The organism is Natrarchaeobaculum aegyptiacum (genome assembly GCF_002156705.1).
Lineage (GTDB): Archaea > Halobacteriota > Halobacteria > Halobacteriales > Natrialbaceae > Natrarchaeobaculum > Natrarchaeobaculum aegyptiacum.
On the sequence record NZ_CP019893.1, the window covers coordinates 3821585 to 3839235 of the forward strand.

20 protein-coding genes are annotated in these 17651 nt (G+C 65.2%); 10 read left to right on the forward strand and 10 right to left on the reverse strand.

Annotated features, from left to right (window positions below; genetic code table 11):
• Positions 1 to 25: 25 nt before the first annotated feature.
• Positions 26 to 646, reverse strand: a complete 621-nt coding sequence (locus tag B1756_RS18385) for a TlpA family protein disulfide reductase (RefSeq protein ID WP_086889870.1) — start codon at positions 644 to 646, stop codon at positions 26 to 28.
• Positions 647 to 884: 238 nt separating this feature from the next.
• Between B1756_RS18385 and B1756_RS18390 the strand changes: the two genes are divergently transcribed.
• Positions 885 to 1586: a class I SAM-dependent methyltransferase gene (locus tag B1756_RS18390; RefSeq protein ID WP_086890259.1), complete on the forward strand. Its 702-nt coding sequence runs from the start codon at positions 885 to 887 to the stop codon at positions 1584 to 1586.
• On the opposite strand, the gene B1756_RS18395 is transcribed toward B1756_RS18390, so the two are convergent.
• From B1756_RS18395 to B1756_RS18415, 5 genes are all read right to left on the reverse strand, one after another.
• Positions 1583 to 2137, reverse strand: coding sequence for a class I SAM-dependent methyltransferase (locus B1756_RS18395; protein WP_086889871.1), 555 nt, complete (start codon positions 2135 to 2137; stop codon positions 1583 to 1585). The two genes, B1756_RS18390 and B1756_RS18395, sit on opposite strands and share 4 nt — an antisense overlap.
• Positions 2138 to 2244: 107 nt before the next feature.
• Positions 2245 to 3015 (reverse strand): 7-cyano-7-deazaguanine synthase QueC, encoded by a 771-nt coding sequence (gene queC, locus B1756_RS18400; protein ID WP_086889872.1) that lies wholly within the window; start codon positions 3013 to 3015, stop codon positions 2245 to 2247.
• A 42-nt stretch (positions 3016 to 3057) separates the two neighbouring features.
• Positions 3058 to 3846: a 7-carboxy-7-deazaguanine synthase QueE gene (locus tag B1756_RS18405; protein ID WP_086889873.1), complete on the reverse strand. Its 789-nt coding sequence runs from the start codon at positions 3844 to 3846 to the stop codon at positions 3058 to 3060.
• Position 3847: 1 nt separating this feature from the next.
• Positions 3848 to 4360, reverse strand: coding sequence for a 6-pyruvoyl trahydropterin synthase family protein (locus tag B1756_RS18410; protein WP_086889874.1), 513 nt, complete (start codon positions 4358 to 4360; stop codon positions 3848 to 3850).
• A gap of 57 nt (positions 4361 to 4417) precedes the next feature.
• Complete coding sequence (locus tag B1756_RS18415) at positions 4418 to 4768, reverse strand: winged helix-turn-helix domain-containing protein (protein ID WP_086889875.1); 351 nt, start codon at positions 4766 to 4768, stop codon at positions 4418 to 4420.
• Between the two features lie 163 nt (positions 4769 to 4931).
• Between B1756_RS18415 and B1756_RS18420 the strand changes: the two genes are divergently transcribed.
• The 4 genes from B1756_RS18420 (at position 4932) to B1756_RS18435 (ending at position 8514) form a co-directional block, all read left to right on the forward strand.
• A complete protein-coding gene (locus B1756_RS18420; RefSeq protein WP_086890260.1) occupies positions 4932 to 5639 on the forward strand; it encodes a competence/damage-inducible protein A in 708 nt (235 codons plus the stop codon).
• Positions 5640 to 5840: 201 nt separating this feature from the next.
• The gene (locus tag B1756_RS18425) at positions 5841 to 6989 is read left to right on the forward strand and encodes an ATP-NAD kinase family protein (protein ID WP_086889876.1); all 1149 of its coding nucleotides are present in this window, start codon (positions 5841 to 5843) and stop codon (positions 6987 to 6989) included.
• Between the two features lie 103 nt (positions 6990 to 7092).
• Positions 7093 to 8124 carry a phosphate signaling complex PhoU family protein gene (locus tag B1756_RS18430; protein WP_086889877.1) on the forward strand — a complete coding sequence of 344 codons (1032 nt, stop codon included), beginning with the start codon at positions 7093 to 7095 and terminating at the stop codon, positions 8122 to 8124.
• A gap of 201 nt (positions 8125 to 8325) precedes the next feature.
• Positions 8326 to 8514: a DUF7525 family protein gene (locus B1756_RS18435; protein ID WP_086889878.1), complete on the forward strand. Its 189-nt coding sequence runs from the start codon at positions 8326 to 8328 to the stop codon at positions 8512 to 8514.
• 77 nt (positions 8515 to 8591) lie between these two features.
• Here the strand turns inward: B1756_RS18435 and B1756_RS18440 are convergent, their stop codons facing one another.
• The gene (locus tag B1756_RS18440) at positions 8592 to 9737 is read right to left on the reverse strand and encodes a pyridoxal phosphate-dependent aminotransferase (RefSeq protein WP_086889879.1); all 1146 of its coding nucleotides are present in this window, start codon (positions 9735 to 9737) and stop codon (positions 8592 to 8594) included.
• 163 nt (positions 9738 to 9900) lie between these two features.
• On the opposite strand from B1756_RS18440, the gene B1756_RS18445 reads away from it, so the two are divergent.
• From B1756_RS18445 to B1756_RS18455, 3 genes are read left to right on the forward strand one after another with little or no spacing between them, the layout of a single operon-like run.
• Positions 9901 to 10131 carry a DUF7123 family protein gene (locus B1756_RS18445; RefSeq protein WP_086889880.1) on the forward strand — a complete coding sequence of 77 codons (231 nt, stop codon included), beginning with the start codon at positions 9901 to 9903 and terminating at the stop codon, positions 10129 to 10131.
• Positions 10132 to 10188: 57 nt separating this feature from the next.
• The gene (locus B1756_RS18450) at positions 10189 to 10629 is read left to right on the forward strand and encodes an SRPBCC family protein (RefSeq protein WP_086889881.1); all 441 of its coding nucleotides are present in this window, start codon (positions 10189 to 10191) and stop codon (positions 10627 to 10629) included.
• Complete coding sequence (locus tag B1756_RS18455) at positions 10626 to 11474, forward strand: nitrilase-related carbon-nitrogen hydrolase (protein ID WP_228434413.1); 849 nt, start codon at positions 10626 to 10628, stop codon at positions 11472 to 11474. The genes B1756_RS18450 and B1756_RS18455 overlap by 4 nt, the downstream gene beginning before the upstream one ends.
• Before the next feature lie 307 nt (positions 11475 to 11781).
• Here B1756_RS18455 and B1756_RS18460 read toward each other — a convergent pair whose 3' ends face one another.
• From B1756_RS18460 to B1756_RS18470, 3 genes are all read right to left on the reverse strand, one after another.
• A complete protein-coding gene (locus tag B1756_RS18460) occupies positions 11782 to 12342 on the reverse strand; it encodes a metal-dependent hydrolase (RefSeq protein WP_086889882.1) in 561 nt (186 codons plus the stop codon).
• A 103-nt stretch (positions 12343 to 12445) separates the two neighbouring features.
• Positions 12446 to 14044, reverse strand: coding sequence for an aldehyde dehydrogenase family protein (locus B1756_RS18465; protein WP_086889883.1), 1599 nt, complete (start codon positions 14042 to 14044; stop codon positions 12446 to 12448).
• 76 nt (positions 14045 to 14120) lie between these two features.
• A complete protein-coding gene (locus B1756_RS18470; protein ID WP_086889884.1) occupies positions 14121 to 14930 on the reverse strand; it encodes an RIO1 family regulatory kinase/ATPase domain-containing protein in 810 nt (269 codons plus the stop codon).
• 172 nt (positions 14931 to 15102) lie between these two features.
• Between B1756_RS18470 and B1756_RS18475 the strand changes: the two genes are divergently transcribed.
• On the forward strand, positions 15103 to 16452 hold the full coding sequence (locus tag B1756_RS18475; RefSeq protein WP_086889885.1) for a DUF7544 domain-containing protein: 1350 nt from the start codon (positions 15103 to 15105) through the stop codon (positions 16450 to 16452).
• Positions 16453 to 16508: 56 nt separating this feature from the next.
• Entirely contained in the window at positions 16509 to 17648 is a 1140-nt protein-coding gene (locus B1756_RS18480) for an acyl-CoA dehydrogenase family protein (protein ID WP_086889886.1), read from the forward strand.
• Positions 17649 to 17651 lie beyond the last annotated feature (3 nt).

A 17651-nucleotide genomic window follows, 5' to 3' on the forward strand; every position in this document is an offset into this window, starting at 1 on the left:
GCTACCACCGAGGTACTCGCTCGTTTTACTCGTCGGCCGCGTCGTCTGCCGATTCCGTCGAGTCGTCGGCCGCGTCGGTGACGAACTCCTCGAGGATCGGCTCGAGTCGCCTGACCGTTCGGTCGGCGTCGATCACGCCGTCGTCTTCCCAGCGCACCTCGTCGTCGGGGTCGACCGCGATGAAAACGGGGTAGCCGGTGACGAAATACCGGGTGCTCAGGCGACTCTTCGGATCGTAGCCGAGGTACCAGTCGCCGTCGTGGTCGTCCCACCAGTCTGCGAGTTCGTCCTCCGGTCGGGGTGGCGTCACCGACGCAACCGTCAGTACGTCCGCGTAGTCGGCCCGCAGGCGATCGACAGCGGCAGCGAAGTGCGGCATGGCCCGCCGACAGGAGCCACAACTCGGGGCGAAGAAGTTGAGGAGAGTCACTCCATCGTTCGGAACCGGGAGCGTGCCGTCCTCGCTCCCCTGGACGTCGATCGTCTCGAGTTCGATCGGGCCGTCGCTCCAGCCAGCGTTGTCGTCGGAACCGTCCGCAGCGGGGGATTCGCTATCGACGGCCGGAAGCCCCCGCGTGATGACGACGCCACCGGCACCCAGCACGCCCAGACTGGCCACGCCCGCGATCGCCTCTCGCCGCTTCATCGGTCGGTCACCCCCGGTGGGGCCCCGGTACACGGACTCGAGGTGAAGACAGAGACGGAGACGGAGACGAACGCGACACCGTTCATGACCCATCGTACGCACTCGAGCAGCTAAACGTTCACTGGTGCGATATTCGAACGCCGAGTGGCCGTCGAGGGAAGAGACTCCACGCCGAGGCCAGCCTGCCACCTCCGCCGGACCAGGTACGTTCAATGTCGTGGACTCACTCGATCCAGACGTGACCGACGACCGCGACCGCTGGAACGAGAAGTACGCCGATCCGGCATTCGACCTGCCAGAAGAACCGATCCCGGAACTCGCCAGACGAATCGACACGCTTCCGGAGGGTCGTGCACTCGACGTGGCGACCGGCACCGGTCGAAACGCCATCTTTCTCGCCGCCTGCGGCTACGACGTCGAAGCCATCGACGTCGCCGACGCGGCGCTCGAGGCTGCCCGGACGCGGGCCGACGAGCGAGGCGTCGAGGTCGACTGGATCAGGGCGGATATCTCCGAGGTGAGCCTCGATCGCGACGCCTACGACGTCATCACGGTGAGTTTCTTCGACGTCCTCGAACACCTCGAGACTCTCGTCGACGCGCTCGCACCCGGCGGCGTGCTCGTTTACGATCACCACCTTCGTACGACTGATCCGATCGACGTCGGCCCCTCGAGCGACGAGTTCCGATTCGAGGCCAACGAACTCCTCCGGGCCTGTCTCGACGATCTGACGGTTCTCTCGTACGAAGAGCGTCGCCGACCGGAACCGATCGGTGGCCGTGCGGACGAAAGCGACGAAGGCGACGCTGCAGACCGCGACAGACAGCAGATCGGTGCCGTCGCAACGCTCGTCGCTCGAAACTCGAGCGGCGAAACCCAGTCGTATCCGATTCTCGCGGAACGAGACGACCGAGGAGCCGGAGAAGAACCCGTGAATTAGCGCCGAGCCACGCAAACGTACGTCTCGGTTCGATCGGCGGCGTGGGTCACGGTGAATCCGGCTTCGGCGAGGTGTGAGACGGCCTCGCCGAGGGAGAATCGTTCGGTGAGTGGCGGCCCCGCTCGCTGGTCACCCGTTGCCGACCAGTCGACCGTCACGAGGCGACCGCCTGGCCGGATGACACGAGCGAGTTCGGCGAGGCTCTCGTCAGTCGCGAACTCGTGGTAGGTATCGACGGAGAACGCAGCGTCGAGGGTATCGTCGGCGAGTGGGAGGTCGTCGACGCCCGCCTCGAGCAACTCGACGTTTTCGGGGACGCCTTTCTCGCGGTAGAACTCGTGCATCTCGGCCTGCAGGTCGATTCCGTAGAGGTGACCGACGAACGGAGCCACGTCGTCGGCGAAAAAGCCCGTCCCGCTGCCGAGGTCGGCGAGCGTCGCGTCCGGATCCGGCTCGAGCACCGAGAGGAGTTCCTCGCTCGAGCACCAGCGGTAGCGACTGGCGTCCTCGAGTTGCGGGGCGCGCTCGGGATCGAACGTGTGAAAGCCCATACCCGACCGTGGGGCTCGCCCGTCAAGTAGCTCTCCGTTCACGTAGAGGATTGCCGAGACGCGGTCCGTTCGAACCCGGTGCAGGCAAGATCCACCGTGAAGACGTCTCAGCGGTCGTCGACGGTAATGAGCCGCTCCCGGTAGGGAATCGGATCCCGAACGCCGACGTTCGCGAAAGCCTCGAGTCGTAACAGACAGGAATCGCACGTGCCACAGGCCGGTTCGCTCTCGCGGTAACAGCTCCAGGTGTGTTCGTACGGCACCTCGAGGTCGACGCCGCGGGCGGCGATGTCGGTCTTCGACCAGTCGACGAACGGTGCCTCGATCGCGATCTCGGTCTCCGGTCGCGTCCCGACCGCGACGAGGCGCTCGAACGCGTCGAAGAAGGCGGGTCGACAGTCGGGATAGCCCGCGAAGTCTTCGCTGTGAGCGCCGATGAACACTGCCGAGCACTCGTTCGCCTCGGCGTAGGAGACTGCCATCGCGAGCAGGTTCGCGTTCCGGAACGGGACGTACGTGTCGGGAACCTCGTCGCTCTCGAGGTCGGCGTCTGGGACCGCCATCTCCTCGTCGGTGAGACTCGAGGCACCGATCGCAGCGAGGTGTCCCGTCTCGACGGTGAGGACGTCTTCGACCGGGAGTTCCTCGGCCAGCCGCTCAGCGCACTCGCGTTCGCGGTCCTCGGTTCGCTGGCCGTAGGAGGTGTGCAACGCGTAGAGGTCGTAGCCACGCGCTCGCGCCTCGTAGGCTGCAGTCGCGCTGTCCATCCCGCCAGAGAGGAGTACGACGGCGCGGTCGGTTGCGTCGGCTGTGGTGGGGTGATCGGTGGTCGATTCATCGGTCGGTCGAGTCGAATCGGTGGGGGGACTCTGGTCCATTTTGTATCGCAGATAGTGGTTTACGTGTCGGTGAGAGGCCAGTCAGGTCTCCGGTGCGTCGTTCCATAGATCGACGTGCAACCGCGGCGTATACCGGAATCCGTGGGCCATCGCGAGGTCGGCAACCCGCGATCGCGTCTCGGCCAGTCGCTCGCGTGTCGCCCCCTCGGGCATCAAGAGCACGTCCTCGTCGGGAATCGACACGCTTGCTGCACCGCGAAGATCCGTCAGGATCTCGAGCACCCCGGAGATGTCACCCTCGTCTTCGACGACGAACTTCAACTGGAAGTCGTAGGACTCGACGAGCGCGACGAGCGCCTCGAGGTCGATCCGCTCGCGGTCGTGTCGGTCGGCCCACCTCGTCGCGACGTCCGGGTCGACACCGTCTGGAACTCGGTCGGCAGTGGGGTTGCTCCCGGCGAGTTTCGGGCTGATCGAGACGAGGTCGATCGGTGCCTCGCGGTAGATCGTGCCGTTGGTCTCGACGGTGGTGTGATACCCCCGGTCAGCCAGCGCTGAAAGCAGGTCGACGCTTGCGTCGTACAGCAGCGGTTCCCCACCCGTCAGGACGACGTGTGCGGGATCCCGTTCCTCGACCGCCTCGAGGATCGACTCGAGCGAGCGCCACTCGTGACTCGGTTCCCACGAGGTATGGTAAGAGTCACAGAACCAGCACCGAAGGTTACAGCCGCTCGTCCGGACGAACGTCGAGGGGACGCCGGCCAGCGTTCCCTCGCCCTGCAACGAGGTGAACAGCTCGTTGATCGGGAGGGCGTCTCGGGAATTCGATCGATCGGCTGACTCGTCGCCGGCAGGCCTCGATACAGGCATCTCACAGCCCACCGCCACAGAGTTCGCTCGTCTCGCTGACCTCGACACTCACGTCCGTGACCGTCTCCGGAAGCGCCGTCAGGAGTTTACGCTCGAGGACGACGCTCATGACCTCGGCCGTCGGGGGGTGCTCGAGGACGACCAGACTGTCGGCGTCACCACTCTCCTCGAACGCCTCGATCAGCGGGTCGCCGGTCTCGAGGAGGAACATGTGATCCCACCGTGAGAGCACTGCAGTAATATCTCCTTTGTCTGCGATCCACCCCTCGCGCGTGAGCGTTCCCTCGACGGTGACCGCGATCTCGTAGTTGTGACCGTGTGGACGAGCGCACTTGCCGTCGTGGTGTAACAGGCGATGGCCGGCGCTGATCCGGATGGGACTGTCGTGACCGACGCGAAGCGTACGGGAGGCCCCGACGATCGGATCTTCGGCGTCTGTACTCCGTGTCTCGTCGAGAACCCCATCGGTGTTCACGTCTGACGTCTCCTCGAGACCAGCTACGGGACCAGTCATACCTGAGTATTCTCAGGAGAATACTTAGTATGCCCGATCGGGTGCCCGATCAGTCGGTCAGTCCTGTAGCTGGTCGTGAAGCTGGTTTTTCGCCTCCGTCCGACGCGTCTTCGAGAACCGCGGCCGTTCGCCGGAGAAATCCACTTCGATCTCGTCGAGCGTCCGCCGGTAGATGTTGGTTCGTCGCCCCTCTTCAGAGAGTCGACGGCCCTCGCAGGTCAACAGCCCGGCGTCGACGAGTTCCTCGATTCGGCGATAGCAGGTCGCGATCGGAATCTCGATGTCCTCGCTCAGCGTCTGTGCCGACTTCGGCGTACCAGCTGCACACAGGATTTCCGCGCTATACTTGTTGCCGAGTGCCGACAACACGGCCTGTGAGTTGGCGTCTGTTCGTTCCGAACGGGACATCGTTTCCTCGTTACTAGTTATCAACAGTGAATCTTGTGGTTACCACGACAAACACGTAAAACTGAGTTTTCGTTAAATAATCTCGGACTCGGCCGAAACGACTCGAGTGGCAATCACGAACGCCGCCGAGACCGTTTTGAACGACCGGCGACTTCGCTCAGGTATGGAGGTCGCGATCGTGACGGTCGGAGACGAACTGCTCGCGGGACGGACGACGAACACCAACGCTTCGTGGCTCTGTGAACGACTCCACGACCGCGGCGTTACCGTCGAGCGCGTGACGACCGTCCCCGATCGAATTCCGGATATCGCCGACGCGGTTACCGAGTACCGCGATCGCTACGACGCCGTCCTCGTCACCGGCGGGCTGGGTCCGACCCACGACGACGTTACCATGGAGGCCGTCGCCGTCGCACTCGGCCGCCCGATGGAGCCCCACGACGAGGCCCTCGCGTGGCTCGAGGCGGACGGCTACTCGCGGGCGGACCTCACGGAAGGGACGACCGATCTCCCGGCCGGTGCCCGGGCGCTTCACAACGACGTCGGCGTGGCACCGGGAGCCGCCGTCGAGGACGTCTACGTCCTCCCGGGCGTCCCCGCGGAGATGAAAGGGATGTTCGAACGCGTGGCGACCGCGTTCTCCGGGCCACAGACCTACGAGGCGACGGTCGTCGCCGACGAACCCGAGAGCGCGCTGCTCGACCGCCTCGAGGCGGTCAGAGAGCGTTTCGACGTCAGCGTCGGCAGCTACCCCGGGTCGTCCGTTCGCCTCGAGCTCTCGAGTATCGATGCAACCGAGACCGAACGGGCAGCAGCGTGGCTCCGCGAGCGCGTCGATGGCGTCGAAAACGGTGACGACGATCGTGCCTAGCGGTACAGGTAGGCCATCCAGGCGATCGTCACGACCAGTGCGAGCACGAGTGATCCCCAACCGACGAGGTCCATCGGCAGCGCCGTTTCGAGCACGACAGCGAGTGCGTTCATAGTCGGCGATCGGTCCTGCCCCCTCTTAATTCTACAGATTTGGGTCCGTGGACCACACCCTTTTGGGTCGACCGTTCGAACGACCGGTATGGACGCGCTGGGGTTCGTCGTCAACCCGATCGCCGGGATGGGCGGTCGCGTGGGACTGAAAGGAACCGACGGAAAACTCGGGGAGGCACGCGACCTCGGGGCCGAGCCGCGGGCACCCGGTCGGGCGCGAAAAGCCCTTCGAGCCCTGTACAACCGGGAACCCGATCTGACCGTCTACACGGCTGCAGGCGTCCTCGGTGAGGATGTCGCCCGCGACGCTGGCTTCGACCCGAGGGTGGTCTACGCGCCCGCCGACGATTCGGATTCGGGCGACGGAGATGCCGGGAACGGTACCGAAGGCGTGGCGACGGACCCGTCGAACCCGGGAACGACCGCGACGGACACCCGCGAGGCCGTGCGGGCGTTCCTCGAGCGCGGCGTCGACCTCGTCCTCTTCGTCGGTGGCGACGGAACGGCCGTCGACGTCGCGTCGGTGCTCGAAGATGGTGACACAGGCGACGCCGGTGAGACGCCGATGCTGGGCGTCCCAGCTGGGGTCAAGGTCTACTCGTCCGTGTTCGCCGTGACGCCCGCCGACGCCGGCCGCATCGCCGCCGAGTTCGACCGCGTCGCCCCACGAGAGGTCAACGACATCGACGAGGAAGCCTACCGTGCGGGCGAGGTCCGCTCTGAACTCAGGGCCGTCGTTCCGGTGCCCGTCGCCCCCGACGTTCAGGCGGGCAAACAAGTCGCGAGAGGAAGCGTCGATACCCTCGCGGCAGGCGTCGCCCGCGAGGTCGAGTCGGGACGAACGTACGTCTTCGGTCCGGGTGGGACCGTCGGCGCGATCCAGGAGGAACTCGAGATGGAGCCCTCACCGCTCGGCGTCGACGTCTGGCGGGACGGCGAGGTGGTCGCTCGAGACGCCCCAGAACAGGAGATTCTCGAGGTGCTCTCCGAGCCGGCGACGATCGTCGTTTCGCCGATCGGTGGACAGGGATTCGTCTTCGGCCGCGGAAACCACCAGCTCTCGCCCGCCGTCATCGACCGTGCCGACGAAATCGAGGTCGTCGCGGCCGAGGAGAAACTGGACGACCTCGACGTGCTCCGGGTCGACACCGACGACGAAGCGACCAACGAGGCGCTCAGGGGATGGCAGCGGGTCCGGACCGGCCGGTACACCACCCGGCTCGCGAAAATTGTATAAGGGTTCCGAACAGGACGAGTCAGAGTCGAACCATATTACGATCGGTGAATTCGATACTGCGAATATAGTCAATATTAAGACGATCGCCACCCCTCTGAGTGACATGGAAACGCGGAAAGTGCAACGCCTCGGACCGTCGACGCTCGCCATGACGCTCCCCGCGGAGTGGGCGTCGGAACACGGCGTCGAAAAAGGCGACGAGGTATCACTGCGAACCAGCGGGAAAGGCACCCTGACGGTGATGCCCGAGTCTGCGAGTACCGAAGAGACCGAAGCGATCATCCACACGGACGAACTGGACGCCGGCGCCGTCGAACGCGCGATCGTCGCCCAGTACGTCCTCGGTCGCCGTATCATTCGCATCGAGCGCGAGGACGGCGCACTCGACTCCGAACACATCAACGCCGTCTATCAGGCAGAAACCCAGCTCATGGGGCTCGGCGTCATCGAGGAGACCCCCGAGAGCATCTCGATCCGCTGCTCGGTCGACCCCGAGGACTTCACCCTCGACAACCTCCTCGAACGCCTCGAGCGAACCGGCCAGACGATGCGCGGGGAGGGAATCAAGGCGCTGGCCCACGGCAACCCCGATCTCGCCCAGCGCGCGCTCAACCGGGAGCGACAGGCGAACAAGATCTTCGTCCTCCTGCTTCGCCTGATCTTCACCGCCTACCAGAACCCCAACCTCGCACGCGCGGTCGGCCTCAACAGCGGCTTCCCCCTGATCGGCTACCGCTCGATCGCGAAGAACCTCGAGTTGACCGCCGACAACGCAGAGGACATCGCCGAAATCGTGATGGAGACAGAGGGTCACACGCTGGACGTCGACAGCTCCGTCATGCGGGAGATCCGCGAACTGAACGAGCAGGTCGACGAGATCACGACCCTCTCTGTCGAGGCGGCCGTCGAGCGCGACTACGACAAGTCCAACCGGGCCCGCCAGATGTTCCACGAGATCTCAGACCGCGAGAAAGAGATTCTCGCCGGCCTCCCCGAGATGTCGAACGACGATCTACTCCGAGTTCGAGAGGTGCTGGTCAGCCTCGAGCAAACTGCCCAGTACGCGATGCGAAACGCAGAAATCGCAGCGAATCTGGCGCTCAACGAGGAGTCCGAACACACGACGATCAAGTAACGGACGGAACCGATGTCATAGCACGACGATATCGCACCACCACCACCGTGTCCCGGTGCCATGACATTGAACTGATAGTCACCCACGGTGCCACGGAACCGCGGTGGGACCGCACCGATCTCCTGATCCTTGCGTGCGTCGTGGGACGTGCGAGCACGACGAATAAGTGCGCTTAAGGGATCTCGCTCAGAAGCGGGGCGTATGGCTACGCAATCGGAATCGTCGACGGACGTCGGCGTTGGACTGACGCTCGCACTCGGGGCGATCGCCACTATCGGTGCTGCGCTGATGCTGGTGGGTGCACCGGAGATCGAAGCCGCCTGGGGCTTCGGCATCGCGATTGTCTTCGCCGCGCTCGCGATCGTCGCCGTCCACCTCTACTGGGACTAAGTTTTTCAGGACGTTCGACTACTCAGTGCCCCTCGATAGCGACCGGACTCGAGGACTGTTCGTCCCGGGGGCCGAACTCACCGATCGATCGACTCGAAGAGCCAGTCGAGTCGATCGATCGCCTCCTGAATCGACGCTCGATCGGTCGCGTAGGATAGCCGCAAGTACTCACCCGCCCGATCCCCGAAGTCGACGCCGGGGGTGACGGCGACGCCAGCGTCTGACAGGAGGAGGTCAGCCACCTCGAGTGAATCGCCCGGCAGGTCGGAGACGTCCGCGAGGACGTAGTAGGCCCCCTGTGGCGTGTAGCCGAGGTCGAGGCCCCAGTCTTCGACAGCTTCGAGCAGGAGGTCCCGGCGCTCGCGATACCGATCCCGGACCGCCGCGAGTCGCTCCGGCGGAGACTCGAGGGCGGCGACGCCAGCGTCCTGAACGAAGTTGGGAGCGCAGATGAGCAGGTTCTGGGCGAGCCGGTTGACGGCCTCGACGTACGCGGGCGGGACGACGAGCCAGCCGAGTCGCCAGCCGGTCATCGCGAATCGCTTCGAGAAGCCGTCGAGGACGAACGCGTCGTCTGTGTACTCGAGAATCGTGTGGGCGTCGACGTCGTAATCGAGGCCGTGATAGATCTCGTCGGCGACGATCGTCGTCTCCGTTCGTTCTGCGAGGGCCACGAGGCCCTCGAGCGTTTCGCCGTCCATCACCGCTCCCGTCGGGTTGGCTGGTGAGTTGAGCAGGAGTGCCCGCGTCGAGGCATCGAGTGCGGCCTCGAAGTCGGCGACGGCCGGCTGAAAGCCGTTGTCGGCGTACAGAGGCACGGTCTCGACCTTCCCGCCGACGGTCCGGACGAAGTTCGGGTAGCAGGCGTAGTGGGGGTCAGTAAGCACCACCGGGTCGCCGGGGTCGACGAGGGCGGCCATCGCGAGCATGAGTCCGGGCGACGAGCCCGGCGTGACGACGATTCGACCGGGATCGACGTCGACGCCGTAGGTTCGGTCGTAGTAGTCGGCGATCGCCCGCCGGAGTTCGGGCTTCCCGCGGGCTGCTGTGTAGTCTGTGTTGCCGGCCTCGAGCGAGGAGATTGCGGCGTCGACGACGCCCTCCGGTGGGTCGAAGTCGGGTTCGCCCACCTCGAGGTGAACCACGTCGTCGCGTTCGCTCGCACGCTCGAAAACGTCCATCGCGATAAACGGCGTCACGTCGGCTGCACGATTCGATACCATCGGTCTATCCCCCAGTTGGAGTGAGAGCGGGTAAATCCACCCGGTCCACCCGTCCGCGTCGTCATCTCGATCAACCGGGGAGAAATCGGCCTGCTCGAGCCCAGACTGGAAAAATCCCCTGTAACAGTTAAGAGCGACGAGACCCTAGACGCCGCCACGGACGATGACCGACTACTCCGACGAAGAGCAGCGGATTCTCTCCCACCTCAGAGAGAGCGCCGCCCGCGGTGAGCGCTACTTCAGAGCGAAGAACATCGCAGACGCGATCGGACTCTCGTCGAAACAGGTCGGTGCGCGACTTCCTCACCTCGCCGAGAAATCGGACGACATCGACATCGAGAAGTGGGGTCGTGCCCGCTCGACGACGTGGAAAGTGACGCTCAGTTCGGCGTGACCTGCGCCGGCGACGCGGTCCACCGCCTTTTTATCGGTGACTCCCTCAGGAATAGGCATGACTGTACGGGTCGAGCGGTCCTTCGAGTTACCGGCGCCCCCCGACCGCGTCTGGGCATTCATCGTCGATCCGGAGAACCGCGCCCGGTCGATCAGCGTCGTCGAGGAGTTCGTCGCAGACGACCCCGAGGGTCGACGCGTCACCTGGCAGGTCGAACTCCCGATCCCGCTCGTGCGCAAGACCGTCACGGTCGACACCGAAGACGTCACCCGTCGGCCACCGGAGTACGTCAAGTTCGTCGGCCGATCGAACGTGATGGAGGTCACCGGCGAACACGAGGTCGTCGAGACCGACACCGGTACCCGCCTCGAGAACACGTTCGTCGTCGACGGTAAACTGCCGGGCGTCGAGACGTTCTTCAAGCGCAACCTCGACGGCGAACTCGAGAACCTCCGGCGAGAACTCGTCGCCGACCTGAACGCAGGTGACCGGTCGTGACGACGACCGACGTGGCCGACCACGAACCAGCGAGGCTGACGATCGCACTCGCCCAGATCGAGGTCGAGCCGGCAGCCGTCGCGGGAAACCGCGAGCGGGCACTCGAGGCGATCGCGGCGGCGGCCGAACGGGGGGCCGACCTGGTGGCTCTCCCCGAGCTGTTCTCGGTCGGCTACTTCGCGTTCGAGGAGTACGAACGGGCCGCAGAGCCGCTCGAGGGCGAGACCCTGAGTGCGCTCCAGACGGCAGCTACAGAGCACGACGTCGCCGTTCTCGCAGGAACGATCGTCGAGGACCTGGCAGCGACCGAAACCGCCCCCACGCCGGCGGACGAGGGACTGGCCAACACCGCCGTCCTCTTCGACGCAAGCGGCGAGCGACGGCTCGTCTTTCGGAAACACCACCTCTTCGGGTACGATTCGTCCGAATCGGAGTTGCTCGTCCCCGGCGAGCGACTCGAGACGGCCGACGTCGGCGGATTCACCGTCGGCGTGACGACCTGCTACGACCTGCGATTCCCCGAACTCTTCCGGCGATACGTCGACGCTGGCGTGGACCTCTTTCTCGTCCCGAGCGCGTGGCCCTATCCTCGCGTCGACCACTGGGAGACCCTCTCACGGGCGCGTGCGATCGAAAACCAGTCGTACGTGGCGACGATCAACGGCAGCGGGCAGTTCCCAGATGCCGACGCGACGCTGCTCGGCCGCTCGACCGTCTACGACCCGTGGGGCGTCACCCTCGCCTCGAGCGGCGACGACCCGTCGCTCGTGACCGCCGACCTCGAGCCGGAACGGGTCGAACGGATTCGCGACGACTTCCCTGCGCTCACAGATCGGCGCGAGTAGTCTCGAGTCGCTGGTAGCAGCCGATCACGAGATTGAGAACGCGAACGCACACCCAGTGCTGCCCCGACCGCTGACTTTTTGATCTCCTATCCCTAATCTGCGGTCGCCGGTACTGGCGCTTTTCACGTCGTACCTGGCAATCACGCTGGCCCGTCGACGCTCGGTACCCGGGAACCGAGCACCGCCTCGTCCGCCGTCTCTCCCCACGCCCACCCTTTCGCCACTCTCGTTCACGAGCACCGAGCGACGGCCCACTGCGAAACAGCGTCCGCTTCGGTTCCCTTCGACTCGAGTCACGACTACTGCATCAGGATCGATCCGCGACCGGCGGGACCCGCGCCAACAGGCCACGGACGGCCTCGAGTCCCGGATAGCCGTGGCGTCGCCAGTAGCCAAACGCGATCGCGGCGAGGACGAACTCGGAGACGAAGTACGGGTCCGAAAGCGACTCGAGAAAGAGCTCGAGGACGCTCGGTGCGCCGCTCTCGTACGGTTCGACGGGAGTAACCGGCCAGAGGAGGTGGGCCCCGGTCTCCTCGGGGTCCCAGAGGATCGGAAGCGCGTCGACGATCGTGTGCGAGAGTGCGCCGATGGCGAACGCGACGCCGTACTCCGCGCGACCGTGCCGGCGAGCCAGCAGGTATAGCGCGATCGAGAGGGGGACGAGCAACAGCAGCGAGTGGCCGAGCGTCCGGCCGGTCGGGAGGACGCCGACGTACCACGCGAGCGGTTTGTCGAGGAGGTCGGGAAACTGGCTGCCGAAGACGAGGACGATCACGGCGACGCCGCCCGGCGGAGCGTTCAGCCGTACCCGCGTCGCGAGCGCGTAACAGAGGTAGGCGACGGCGACGTGTCCGAGTGGCCACATACCGACGCCAGACGACTGGTGGCCCTAAATCCGTTACGAGAAGCGACCGGCAGCTCACGTCGGCCCGACTGGCCCCGGTCTCGAGCAGTGCTCGACGACCGGGTCAGTCTTCTCGAGTCGTCACGTCCGCCGAGAGCCCCTGTGCGAGTTCGATCTCCGATTCGTTGGAGATCGTCCAGGCGGTTCGGTCGGTGACGGCTTCGATCACCTCGCGCGCGCTCGGGAAGCCGTTACCGGACTTCTTGACCCCACCGAAGGGTAACTGGACTTCCGCACCGATACACGGCAGGTTCGCGTAGGCCAGTCCGAGCTCCGCGCGGTCTCGGAAGGCGTTGAGCTGTCGGTAGTCCTCCGAGACGATCGCGCCAGCGAGGCCGTACGGTGTGTCGTCGTGGATCTCGAGCGCCCGATCGATGTCGCCGTCGTACTCGATCAGGGCGACGTGCGGGCCGAAAGACTCCTCGCGCAGACATCGCAGATCGGAGTCGTACTCGATCTCGTAGACGAACGGGCCGACCCAGTGGCCGTCGGCGAAGTCGCCGCGTCCCGCCGCACCGCCGTCGGTCGTCCCACCGTCAGCCGTTGCCACGTCGTCGGTCGGTGACTCGGGGAGTTCCGACGGCTCGAGGTCGAATCGATCGACGAGGACGGTCGCGCCCTCCTCGCGAGCGAGGTCGTTGTGGCGGCGGATCTTCTCGACGTGATCGGCCTCGATCGCAGGTCCCATGAACGTCTCCTCGTCGAGCGGATCCCCGACGGCGATCCGTTCGGCGACGTCGACGAATCGTGACTTGAACTCGTCGTAGACGTCCGTGTGAACGATCAGGCGCTCGCTCGAGACGCATCGTTGCCCCGTCGTCTTGAAACTCGAGAGGACGGCAGCCTGCAGGGCGATCTCGAGGTCGGCGTGTTCGGTGATCACGATGGCGTTCTTGCCGCCCATCTCGCAGGCGGCGAGTTTGCCGGGTTCGCCCCCGACCGTGCTGGCGATCTCGTGGCCGACCTCGGCGGAGCCGGTAAAGAGGACGGTGTCGACGCGGTCGTCCGCGACGATGGCTTCGCCTGCGTCGCCGTAGCCCTGGACCATGTTGAACACGCCGTCGGGAATCCCGGCGTCGTCGAACAGTTCGGCGACGACCTGACCGCACCACGGCGTCTGTTCGGCCGGTTTCCAGACCACCGTATTCCCTTCGACCAGCGCGACCGCAACGTGCCAGAACGGAATAGCGATCGGGAAGTTCCACGGCGTGATACAGCCGACGACGCCGCGGGGCTTTCGACGCATGTAGGCGTCCTTCCCGGCGATCTCTGATGGAACGACGTCTCCGTGGGGGTGTCGTGCGTTGCCCGCGGCCCACTCGACCATGTGCCACGCCTCGGTCACGTCTGCCCGACCTTCCGAGATTTCTTTCCCACACTCCCGGGTCACGATCTCGCCCAGTTCGTCGTGGCGGTCGCGAAGTTCGTGGTAGACGTCCCAGAGGTACTCCGCACGGTCGGGATGTGAGAGGGCCCGCCACTCCTCGAACGCCGCCGTTGCAGCCTCGAGCGCGACGTCGACGTCGGCATCGGTTCCCCGGTGGAACGTCCCGAGTGACTCGCCCGTCGCGGGATCCTCGCTCTCGAAGGTCTCACTCCCCCGGCCGTCGATCCACTCGCCGTCGACGTAGTGACCCGTCGGATTCGTGGATTGGTTACCCATACCATATCGTACGACGGTCGGGCGAAAATCCCTGTCGGTGCGTCACCGATCCTGAATATTTGCGGAACGAACGGGATCAGTCGGCCGCGAGGTCGGCCGCCTTCTCGAGTTCGCTACGCAGCGTCGTCGAGTCGAACTCGTGGTCCGGGCGCAGGCGAACGAAGTCGAGGAATCGACGGGCAGCTAGCAGTTCCCGCGGTTCGTAGACGGTCGCCGCGGCCTCGACGGCCCGACGCGCGCCGAGGCGAGGCTCGAGGACGGCGAGTGCGCAGGCGACGTCGTAGGCCGTCGTCTCCGGCACGCGGTCCTCCTGGACGCTCGTCGCGTCGATGAAGTAGAGGTCGCCCTCACAGAGCAGGATGTTCTCCGCGCGGAGGTCGCCGTGGGCGAGTCCATGGTCGTGAACGGTCGCGAGCATTTCGAACAGTTCCGGGGCGAGGGCGGCGACCCGCTCGTCCGGTACGGAATCCAGCGTCTCGAACTCCGGGAGGTACTCGAGGACGAGCACGCCGAGCCCGTTGACCTCGAAGGCCTCGAGCGGAGCCGGTGCGTTGACTCCCGCGGCTCGCAGCTTCTGGGTCGATTCGTACTCGTGTTCGACCATCTCGAGGGGCGTGTCGAACCGGTCGAAGAAGCCACCGGTGCCGGCGGAGACGGCACCGACGTTCCGACCGGTCGTCAACAGCCCGTGAACGAGCGCGTTCTGCCGAGAGACGATCTTCACGAAGAGGTCGTCGTCGATCACACAGGGCGTCGACAGCCAGTTGTCGGCCTCGAGGAACTCCACGCGGACGACGTCACGGTCGTAGCGTTCCGCCAGCGTCTGCACCACGCGCTCGATGCGGTCCCACTCGACGCTTCCGCGGGCGAGCTGGCGGATATCCATATATCGGGGTGAGGGGCGGTGGGGTTAAATGCGTCTCGAACTGTTGCGAACGAGACGTGTTTTCGGAGCGACCGATCACGACGGCGTCGCTCCTGCCTCGAGAGGCGTTTCGGAGCCGGGATGTTAGCATTGCAATACTATTTTCACTGAGGGATCAGTACTGGATCGTATCATGGACGCAGTCGACAACCTCGGCGACGCGATCGACGTCACGAGGGACCTCCTCCTTCCGATTCGACCGTGGTTCTGGCTCAAACTCGCCATCGTCGTGTTCTTCGTCGCCGGACTCGGCTTCGGTGGCGGCATGCCGACCGATCCTACCTTCGTCTCCGAGTTCGAGGACCCCGCGGTGGAAGAGCCCACGCCCGAAGAACCGTTCCCCGCCGATCCGGCGGTCGAAGACCCTGCTGAACCCGAACTCGCCGAAGAGGACGTCCTGCTGATCCTGCTCGTAGTCGTCGGCTTCTTCCTCCTGTTCATCGCGCTGTGGTTCCTCTACGCGCTGCTGGGCGGCATCGCCGAGTTCGTCTTCATCGAGTCGCTACGCACCCAGGAAGTGTCGATCCGACAGTACACCAGACGACACTTCTGGCGCGGCGTTCGTCTCTTCGGGTTTCGACTCGGGGTCGGCATCATCGCTGCCATCCTCGTCGGCGTCCCGACGATTCTCCTGTTCTTCCTCGTCGGAGCGACAGACGGTGGACTGATCGCGCTCATCGGGGTCGCGTTCTTGCTCTCTATTGCTGTCACCTTCGTCCAGGCCATCGTCAACCGCTTCACCTCCGAATTCGTCGCCCCCATCATGCTGCTCGAGTCCCGGGGGGTTCTGAGCGGGTGGCGTCGCTTCTGGCCGACGTTCCGGACGAACTGGAAGGAGTACGTCGTCTACCTGCTGCTGGTGTGGGTGCTCCAGCTCGTGATCAACATCGCCGCCGTCTTCGTGATCGGCTTCGGGCTGGTCCTGCTTGCGATCCCCGTCTTCGTGCTGGTCTTGCTGTTGACGCTCCTCGGGGGCATCGGGCTCATCCTCGCGATTCCGATCGTCCTGCTCGCTGCCTTGCTCGCGCTGTTGATCGTCGCGGTCGTCCAGATGCCGATCCGGACGTACTTCCAGTACTACGCGCTGTTGCTCCTCGGCGACACGAACGCCGACCTCGATCTGATCCCCGAGCAGCGTGCAGCCGTGCGGTCGGGCGATGGTCGTGGTCCCGGTCCCGCCGGTGGCGCAGGTGGACCGGGCGGTCCAGGCGGTGCTGGCGGTGCTGGCCGGACCGGTGACACGACGGACACCGACCCAGACGTCGACACGGAGAACGGTTGGGACAGCCAGCGAGACGAACGTGCCGACGACCGTGAGAGTCGTGGGGCTGAGGACGGCGATTCGTTCTGGGACGACCGCACGGACTCCTTGGCTGACTCAGACGCGGACACCGCCGACCGGGACGTCTGGGAGCGTGAGGAGACCGACGACGAAGACGACGAAGACGACGAACGGGACGAAGACGACGGTCGCGGCTGGTAGTCTCGTCGACTCGAGACTGCCGGTGTGTTTATTTTAGTCACGGTCGATTATTGGCCATGGACTTCTCCCTCCCCGACGAACACCGGATGATCCGGGAAACCGTGCGGGACGTGTGTCGGACGGAGATCGAGCCGATCGCCCAGGAGATCGAAGACGAGCACCGGTTCCCCGAGGAAATCTTCGACACGCTGGCCGATCTCGACGTGATGGGGGTGCCGATCGACGACGAGTACGGTGGCCTCGGGGGAGACACTCTGATGTACGCGCTGGTGGCCGAAGAGCTCGGTCGCGTCTCGGGATCGATCGGTCTCTCGTACGTCGCTCACACGTCGCTCGCGTCGAAGCCGATCGAGCAGTTCGGGACCGACGCCCAGAAAGAACGGTGGCTGCGCCCGCTCGCCGAGGGTGTGTATCTGGGCGGCTGGGCGCTCACCGAACCCGACAGCGGGTCGGACGCCTCCGACATGAACACCACCGCCGAGCGCGAAGGAGACGAGTGGGTGCTAAACGGCACGAAGCAGTTCATCACGAACGCCTCCGTCGCCGGCTCGATCCTCGTCAAGGCCGTTACGGACCCCGATGCGGGCTACGACGGCATCTCGACGTTCATCGTCGACCCCGACGACGACGGCTTCGAGGTGACGACGGTCTGGGACAAAATGGGACTCAACGCCTCGCCGACCTGCGAGATCCAGTTCGACGACGTTCGCCTCCCAGAAAACCGACTCCTCGGTGAGGAAGGTGATGGCTGGGACCAGACCAAGAAGACCCTCGACGGCGGCCGCATCTCGATCGCCGCCCTCTCGACCGGGCTGGCACAGGGCGCGTACGATCACGCCCGCGAGTACAGCACCGAACGCGAGCAGTTCGGCCAGCCGATCGCCGACTTCGACGCCGTCCGCGACACGATCGTCGAGATGCACCGCAAAGTCGAACGGTCGAGACTGCTCACCTACCGCGCTGCGTGCACGTACGACGCCGGCGAGCCCGTCACCCGGGAGTCGGCTCTCGCGAAACTCGAGGCCAGCGAAGCCGCACGAGAGGTAGCCGAAGACGCGGTGCAGGTGCTCGGCGGCTACGGGTACACGACCGACTTCGCCCCGCAACGGTTCTACCGCGACGCGAAGCTGATGGAGATCGGCGAGGGGACGAGCGAGATCCAGCGACTCGTGATCGGGCGGGAGTTAGGGCTCTGACCG